The 6,824-nt window shown below is 68.0% G+C and carries 9 protein-coding genes; 3 read left to right on the top strand and 6 right to left on the bottom strand.

The features are described 5' to 3' along the window. Positions 1 to 815, bottom strand: an 815-nt coding sequence (locus ABW137_RS13115; protein ID WP_526400530.1) for a UPF0182 family protein, incomplete at its 3' end; no start/stop codon positions are given. 96 nt (positions 816 to 911) lie between these two features. Beyond that, positions 912 to 1,934, bottom strand: a complete 1,023-nt coding sequence (locus ABW137_RS13110; RefSeq protein WP_526400529.1) for a YlbL family protein — start codon at positions 1,932 to 1,934, stop codon at positions 912 to 914. Between the two features lie 121 nt (positions 1,935 to 2,055). On the opposite strand from ABW137_RS13110, the gene ABW137_RS13105 reads away from it, so the two are divergent. Together ABW137_RS13105 and ABW137_RS13100 are read left to right on the top strand one after the other, a co-directional pair. Continuing rightward, complete coding sequence (locus ABW137_RS13105) at positions 2,056 to 3,414, top strand: zinc-dependent metalloprotease (protein WP_526400527.1); 1,359 nt, start codon at positions 2,056 to 2,058, stop codon at positions 3,412 to 3,414. Between the two features lie 72 nt (positions 3,415 to 3,486). Then, positions 3,487 to 4,329 carry a bacteriocin biosynthesis cyclodehydratase domain-containing protein gene (locus ABW137_RS13100; protein WP_526400525.1) on the top strand — a complete coding sequence of 281 codons (843 nt, stop codon included), beginning with the start codon at positions 3,487 to 3,489 and terminating at the stop codon, positions 4,327 to 4,329. Here ABW137_RS13100 and ABW137_RS13095 read toward each other — a convergent pair. From ABW137_RS13095 to rpmB, 4 genes are read right to left on the bottom strand one after another with little or no spacing between them, the layout of a single operon-like run. Beyond that, positions 4,221 to 4,742 (bottom strand): hypothetical protein, encoded by a 522-nt coding sequence (locus tag ABW137_RS13095; RefSeq protein WP_526400523.1) that lies wholly within the window; start codon positions 4,740 to 4,742, stop codon positions 4,221 to 4,223. The two genes, ABW137_RS13100 and ABW137_RS13095, sit on opposite strands and share 109 nt — an antisense overlap. Next, positions 4,723 to 5,112 (bottom strand): hypothetical protein, encoded by a 390-nt coding sequence (locus ABW137_RS13090; RefSeq protein ID WP_526400521.1) that lies wholly within the window; start codon positions 5,110 to 5,112, stop codon positions 4,723 to 4,725. Before ABW137_RS13090 ends, ABW137_RS13095 begins: the two co-directional genes overlap by 20 nt. After that, positions 5,109 to 5,273 (bottom strand): 50S ribosomal protein L33, encoded by a 165-nt coding sequence (gene rpmG, locus ABW137_RS13085; RefSeq protein ID WP_526400519.1) that lies wholly within the window; start codon positions 5,271 to 5,273, stop codon positions 5,109 to 5,111. The genes ABW137_RS13090 and rpmG overlap by 4 nt, the downstream gene beginning before the upstream one ends. Further along, on the bottom strand, positions 5,273 to 5,506 hold the full coding sequence (gene rpmB, locus ABW137_RS13080; protein ID WP_526400517.1) for a 50S ribosomal protein L28: 234 nt from the start codon (positions 5,504 to 5,506) through the stop codon (positions 5,273 to 5,275). The genes rpmG and rpmB overlap by 1 nt, the downstream gene beginning before the upstream one ends. A gap of 113 nt (positions 5,507 to 5,619) precedes the next feature. Here rpmB and mrf point away from each other — a divergent pair, with 113 nt between their 5' ends. After that, the gene (gene mrf, locus ABW137_RS13075; protein ID WP_526400515.1) at positions 5,620 to 6,810 is read left to right on the top strand and encodes a ribosome hibernation factor-recruiting GTPase MRF; all 1,191 of its coding nucleotides are present in this window, start codon (positions 5,620 to 5,622) and stop codon (positions 6,808 to 6,810) included. Positions 6,811 to 6,824: the final 14 nt, after the last annotated feature.

Here is a 6,824-nt window from a genome sequence, read left to right as displayed (position 1 = left end):
ACCGCGCAGATCACGGCGATGGCCAGCAGGATCAGCTTGGCGGGCAGCACCGCGTTGATGTCGGTGTAGCCGGCGCCGGTGAACGGCTTGCCGCCGCGGGTGTGGCTGAGCAGCTCGTAGCGGTCAAGCCAGTAGGCCACCGCCTTCAGCAGCACCAGCGTGCCCACCAGCGCGACGAGCTGGATGCGCGCCGACCGACTCAGCGCGCCCGTCCGCCCGGCCAGCCGGATACCGCCGAACAGGTAGTGGCCCAACAGGTTTGCGATGAACGCCAGGAACGTCGCGACGAACAGGAAGCTCAGCACCAGCCGGTAGAAGGGCAGGTCGAACGCATAGAAGCCGAGATCCATCCCGAACTGCGGATCCGCGACGCCGAAGCTGTCGCCATGTAGGTACAGCTGCACCTGCACCCAGTAGGTCTGCGCGACGATGCCCGCCAGCAGACCGATGAACAGGGGCACCCCGATGCCGAACAGCCGAAGCCGCGCCATCACCGACGTGCGGTAGCGCGCGACGGGATCGTTGGGGCCCGCGGTCGGGACGAACACCGGACGGTTGCGGTAGGCCAGCGCCAGCCCGGCGAACACGACGCCGCCGATCAGCAGCGACGCGACGAGGAAGACGATGATCCTGGTGAACAGCACGGTGGTGAACACCGACCGGTAGCCCAGCTCGCCGAACCACAGCCAGTCGACGTACGTGTCGACCACGCGCGGGCCGATCAGCAGCAGAATGACGATGGCGAGCGCGAGCCCGATCAGAATCCGGCTACGCCGTGTCAGCTTCGGCATTTTCGCCGCGGGCCGCATCCCCACTCGTCAACTCCAGTCTCGGTGTCACAAATGTGACGTGGCCGTGTCACGCCGCGTTCGACGTGCCATAACTCTACGCATTCGACGCAAAGGACCTTCTCAGCAACCGGGGGGTTCGCCACCGGCGGAATAGGTCTTCAAGCCGTCGATCGCGCCGGTGAGGTTCTCCACCTTGATCAGCGTCAGTCCGTCGTCGTGGGCAGACTTGGCCTCATCGCAGTTCTCGGCGGGCACCATGAACACCGTGGCACCGGCCTCCTGCGCGGCGTACATCTTGTGCGTGATGCCGCCGATGGGACCCACGTTGCCCTCGCCGTCGATGGTCCCCGTCCCGGCCACGAACTTCCCGCCGTTCAGATCGCCCGTCGTGAGCTTGTCGACCACCGCGAGGCTGAACATCAGGCCCGCCGACGGGCCACCGATGTTCGCGAGGTTGAAGTCGATGGTGAACTGCGCCCACGGCGCATCGCGCACCGCGACGCCCAGGTAGCCGTAGTCACGGTCGGGGTTGTCGCCGAGCGTGATCGTCGTGGTGCCCGCGGGCTTGTTCTTGCGGCGGTAGTCGACCACGAGCTGGTCGCCGGGCTTGGTGGTCTTCAGGATCTTCGTGAACTCCTCGACGGTGGCGACCGGCGTGTCGTTGACCGCGTCGATCGCGTCGCCGTCCTCGAGCTTGCCGAGCGACGGTCCAGGATCGGTGACCGTCTCGACGGTGACCGCCATCGGATACTTGAGATAGGACAGCGCCGCGTACTCCGCGTTGTCCTCCGAGTTCTTGAAGTCGGCGGTGTTCTCCTTGTCGATGTCGTCCCTCGACTTGTCGGGTGGATACACCAGATCCCGCGGGACCAGCTGCTCGTTGCCCGACATCCACAGCGCCAGCGCCTGGCCGAGGCTGAGCCCGTCGCTCTGGCTCACCGTGGTCATGTTGAGGTTCCCCGACGTGGGGTGCACGTCGGTGCCCTCGATGTCGACGACCTCCTTGCCCTCGACCTCACCGAGGGTGTTGAACGTCGGACCGGGTCCGAGTCCCACGAACGGCACCGTCACGGCGGACAGCAGCAGACCGAACGCAACGATGGGCACCAGCGCCACCACCAGTGTCAAAACCCGCCTGTTCACGCTGCCCACAGTAAAGGGCACCGTCGATTTCCCGTCGCCACGCTCGCCCCGGATGCGACGTTCTCTATCAGCGTGACCCGGGGGCCAACGCCGACTGCGTCCGGTGAGTACCGTAGACGCCATGCCTGACCAGCCCTTCGGCTTCTCCTCTGGGGACGACCCCGAGAAAGACGACCGCAAGAAGGACCCCAACGCGGGGTCACAGCCGGATCCGTTCGGATTCGGCGGCGCCGACTTCGACATGAACAACCTCGGACAGATCTTCTCCAAACTCGGTGAGATGTTCAGCGGCGCCGGCACCTCGATGGCGGGCGGCGCACAGGCCGGACCCGTCAACTACGACCTGGCCCGCCAGTTGGCGTCCAGCTCCATCGGGTTCGTCAAGCCAGTGCCGGAGAAGACCAGCAACGCCGTCTCCGACGCCGTCCACCTCGCCGACACCTGGCTCGACGGCGTCACTCCCCTACCGGCAGGCACCACGTCGGCGGTGGCGTGGACGCCGAGCGACTGGGTAGACAACACCCTGGGTACCTGGAAACGGCTCTGCGACCCGGTGGCAGAGCAGATGTCGACCGTGTGGGCGTCGGCCTTGCCCGAGGAGGCCAAGGCCATGGCGGGCCCGCTGTTGGCGATGATGTCGCAGATGGGCGGCATGGCCTTCGGCTCCCAACTCGGCCAGGCGTTGGGCACGCTCTCGCGAGAAGTGTTGACCTCCACCGACATTGGACTTCCGCTTGGCCCCAAGGGAGTGGCGGCGCTGATGCCCGACGCCATCGAGGCGCTCGCCGAGGGCCTCGAGCAGCCCCGCAGCGAGATCATGATGTTCCTGGCGGCACGGGAGGCGGCGCATCACCGACTGTTCAGCCACGTCCCGTGGCTGTCGAGCCAGCTGTTGAGCGCCGTCGAGGCCTTCGCCCGCGGCATGAAGGTCGACATGAGCGGCATCGAGGACTTCGCCCAGGGGTTCAACCCGGCCTCCCTCACCGACCCCACGGCCATGGAGCAACTCCTCAACCAGGGCATCTTCGAGCCCAAGGCCACCCCGGAGCAGGAGGCCGCGCTCGAACGGCTCGAGACGTTGCTCGCCCTGATCGAAGGATGGGTGCAGACCGTCGTGACCGCCGCGCTGGGTGATCGGATCCCCGGCACCTCGGCGCTGAGCGAAACCCTCCGCAGGCGACGGGCCACCGGCGGCCCTGCCGAGCAGACCTTCGCGACGCTCGTCGGCCTGGAGCTGCGCCCCCGCAAGCTGCGGGAGGCCGCCGTGTTGTGGGAACGGCTGACCGATGCCGTCGGCGCGGACGCCCGCGACGCGGTGTGGCAGCACCCGGACCTCCTCCCCCGCTCCGAGGATCTCGACGAACCAGCCGCGTTCATCGACCGCGTCGTCGGCGGCGACACCAGCGGCATCGATCAGGCGATCGCCGATCTGGAGAAGGACTTTCAGGACGGCCCCGGTGACACGAAGGACGACGAGTAGTTCATCCACAGGCTGACCGATGCCTGTGGATAACTGACGCGTCGGCGCCGCGCCGCGTGGCAGAGTCGGCGCATGTCACGCCACACCCTCAACCCGGCGATGCCGGTGTTGGTCCGGCCCGACGGCGCCGTCCAGGTCGGCTGGGATCCTCGGCGGGCGATGCTGGTCCATCCGCCCGCGGGCCTGTCCGCCTCGACGCTGGCCGATCTGTTGCGCAGCATGCAGTCCGGGATCACCGTGGCCGAGTTGCGGGAGCTCGCCGTCAACCGCGGCATCGACGACGCCGAGACGGTGACCGACCTGCTGACGTCGCTCGTCGAAGCCGGGTTGGCCAGCACCACGCCGCCGCACAATCGGTCCGCATCCATCCGCATCCACGGCCGCGGCCCGCTGTCCGACCTGCTCGCCGGCGCGCTCAGGTGCTCCGGTGCCAGGGTCAGGCAGAGCAACCTGAACCACGCGACCGTAGCGGCGGGGACCACTGACCTGGTGGTGCTGACGGACTTCCTGGTCGCCGATCCGCGGGTGCTGCGCGAGCTCCACCAGGCGCGGATGCCGCACCTTCCCGTGCGGGTGCGCGACGGAACGGGGCTCGTCGGCCCGCTGGTGATCCCCGGAGTGACCAGCTGCCTCGGGTGCGCCGACCTCTACCGCAGCGACCGCGACGCCGCCTGGCCCGCCGTAGCCTCGCAGCTGCGCGATGCCGTCGGCAGCGCCGATCGCGCCACCATGCTCGGCACCGCCGCGCTGGCGCTCAATCAGGTCGATCGCGTCATCAGTGCGGTCCGCGAGTCGCCCGACCCACGTCACGCCGGCGAACCACCCCCGACGTTGGATACCACGCTGGAGTTCGACGTCCGCACCGGCTCCACGGTGAGCAGGCGGTGGTCGCGCCACCCTCGCTGCGAGTGTTGATGGTCAGACTGCTTCGCCGTCACGAAAGTGCCCAGTACGTCGGCGAATTGCTTCAACAGGCTCGCCCGGCAGACTTGGGCGGCCGCCCCGCTGGGCTGCCAACGTGCCCGTCCCGTCGGATCGACGAACCGAACGAGGAGTACGCGAGGGACCGGTGCGCGGAACACCCGCGTTGCCAACCCGTCGCCGGTGACGACCTCGACCTGAATGGGCCTGCCGTCGACGCGGACCACCGTGATCGAGCCCGCGGCGTTCGAGACCCGGATCCGACCGACGTCGACGTCACCGCCTACGCCGATCTGAACGACGTCGTACCGCAGTGGGACGCTGAGTTCGATTGTGCCGCCGCACATGTCATTCAGCTGACGGGAGACGAACGACGTGGCGATGCTCTCAGTTCGGGCTCCCGACACGGGCGGTCACCTCCCACGGCGCGCTGGGGCGACACCCCGGCGGTGGGGTGTCCCAGTCGCCGAGCTCCACCCATCTGCACACGCCGCGAACGTCTTTCGCGCCGTCGATCGAGCCTAGCCACCTGGCGGGCCCGTCTGGTCGCCGATCGATCGTGCAGGGCTGCAGCACCATCGTCAGGCCACCCGAGGCCGCGCAGGCCTTCACGCCCAACATGCATCCGGTGGTGACAAGGACTCCGTGATCACAACGGCGGATCGTGGCGCGGACGGCCCGCATCGCCGCCTCCGTGCGATCGGCCGTGCACGCCGTGCACAGGATCAGCGTGAACGGACGACGGGTGGCGCGCACCGGCGCGGCCCCGCCGCTCACCGTTCCTCGCGGAAGTCGACGTGGCGGCGCAACACCGGGTCGAACTTCTTCAGCACCAGCCGGTCGGGGTCGCTGCGCCGGTTCTTGCGGGTGACGTAGGCGTACCCGGTGCCGGCGGTACTCCGTAACTTCACGATGGGCCGGATCTCGTTGCGCGCCATTAAATCCGGCCCGCCCGACGCAGCCGCGCAACGACCGCCTCGATACCGTCGCGATCGATCACCTTGATTCCCTTGGCGCTCACCCGGAGGGTGATGCGCCTTCCCTCCGATGGCAGGTAATACGTCTTGCGTTGGATGTTTGGTGACCAGCGCCGCTTGGTGCGGCGATTCGAATGGGACACCGAATTTCCGAAACTCGGTGCGCGACCGGTGATCTGACAGTGCGCGGACAACCGTTGACCCCTTCCTCAGAACGATCATTAATGAAAATCATTTTCGACAAGCGCTGGCGGGAACTGTACCGTGACACCGGCACTAATGACAATCATTTCCAACAAGGAGGACCATGCGCACTCCGGTGATACTGACGACCGGCCAGGGCGACACCGACTCAGTGACCGGCACCCTGCTGCGGCAAGCGGGAACCCTCGCCGTCGAGCACGAATTCGACGGACACGTGGTGCGGCGCACGACGGCGATGCTGACTCGCGACGGCCTGACGACGACCGAGGATGCCCTCGAACTGGCTCACGGATGCGTCGAATGCACGATCCGCAACGACCTGTTGGTGCTGCTGCGCATCCTGCACCGCCGAGGGGACGTCGCCAGAATCGTCGTCCACCTCACGCCCTGGCTAGAACCCGAACCGATCTGCTGGGCCGTCAACCACGTCAAGGTCCGGCCGGGACCCGGATACCCCGACGGCCCCGCGGCGCGCGACGTTGCCATAGCCGCTGTCGTCACCTGCGTGGCGGCCCAGCACTGGCTGCCCCAGGCGCTCGGCGACGACGAACTCTGCGATGGCCGCACCGTCGCGCAGGTGGCCGTCTGCCAGGCCGAGTTCGCCGACGTCGTGGTACTCGACCAGCCCCACCCCACGACGTTGGCCGCACTGCGACGCCTCACCCCCCGGGCGCGCATCACCGTCGGCAACGACCGCGTCGAGATGGCCCTGGCCCATCTGGAACCCAACGCCCGCCGCGGCCGAAGTGACGGACCACACGACCCATTGCTGGCAGGCGAACCGTTGCTCAGCCGCGACGGTGACGTCCAGCTCGTCGAATTCGGGGCTCGGCGCCCCTTCCACCCCCAACGGCTGCACTCCGCCATCGATCTGCTGCTCGACGGCGTGCTCCGCACCCGCGGCCGACTCTGGCTGGCGACCCAACCCCGGCAGGCGATGTGGCTACAGTCGGCGGGCGGCGGACTGCGCGTCGACGCCGCTGGCAAGTGGCTCGCCGCGATGACCGCCTCCGAACTTGCCTACGTCGACCCGCAGCGACGCGCGCTCGCCGACCTGATGTGGACCGATGAGCACGGCGACCGGCACACCTCGATGATCGTGCTGGCATGCGGCGCCGACCCGGACGAGATCCGCAGCGCACTACACGGCGCGCTATTGACCGACGACGAGCTGGCCGCCCCGCATCAGTGGCGCGACTATCCAGATCCCTTCGGCGAATGGCATCGCGATCCCTGCGAGGACCAGTCGAACGCCCCAGGCGAAACGCCCCTCGCCGGAGGCGAACGTATGTGACGTTGCGCGGACGT

Origin of the sequence: Mycobacterium sp. (assembly GCF_040509115.1) — a bacterium.
Classification (GTDB): domain Bacteria; phylum Actinomycetota; class Actinomycetes; order Mycobacteriales; family Mycobacteriaceae; genus Mycobacterium.
This window is presented reverse-complemented; position numbering and strand designations above follow the sequence as displayed.

Coding starts and splice junctions, on each gene's coding strand:
- ABW137_RS13105 (WP_526400527.1), top strand. CDS start 2,056: ATGCCTGACCAGCCCTTCGGCTTCTCCTCTGGGGACGACCCCGAGAAA.
- ABW137_RS13100 (WP_526400525.1), top strand. CDS start 3,487: ATGTCACGCCACACCCTCAACCCGGCGATGCCGGTGTTGGTCCGGCCC.
- rpmG (WP_526400519.1), bottom strand. CDS start 5,273: ATGGCGCGCAACGAGATCCGGCCCATCGTGAAGTTACGGAGTACCGCC.
- mrf (WP_526400515.1), top strand. CDS start 5,620: ATGCGCACTCCGGTGATACTGACGACCGGCCAGGGCGACACCGACTCA.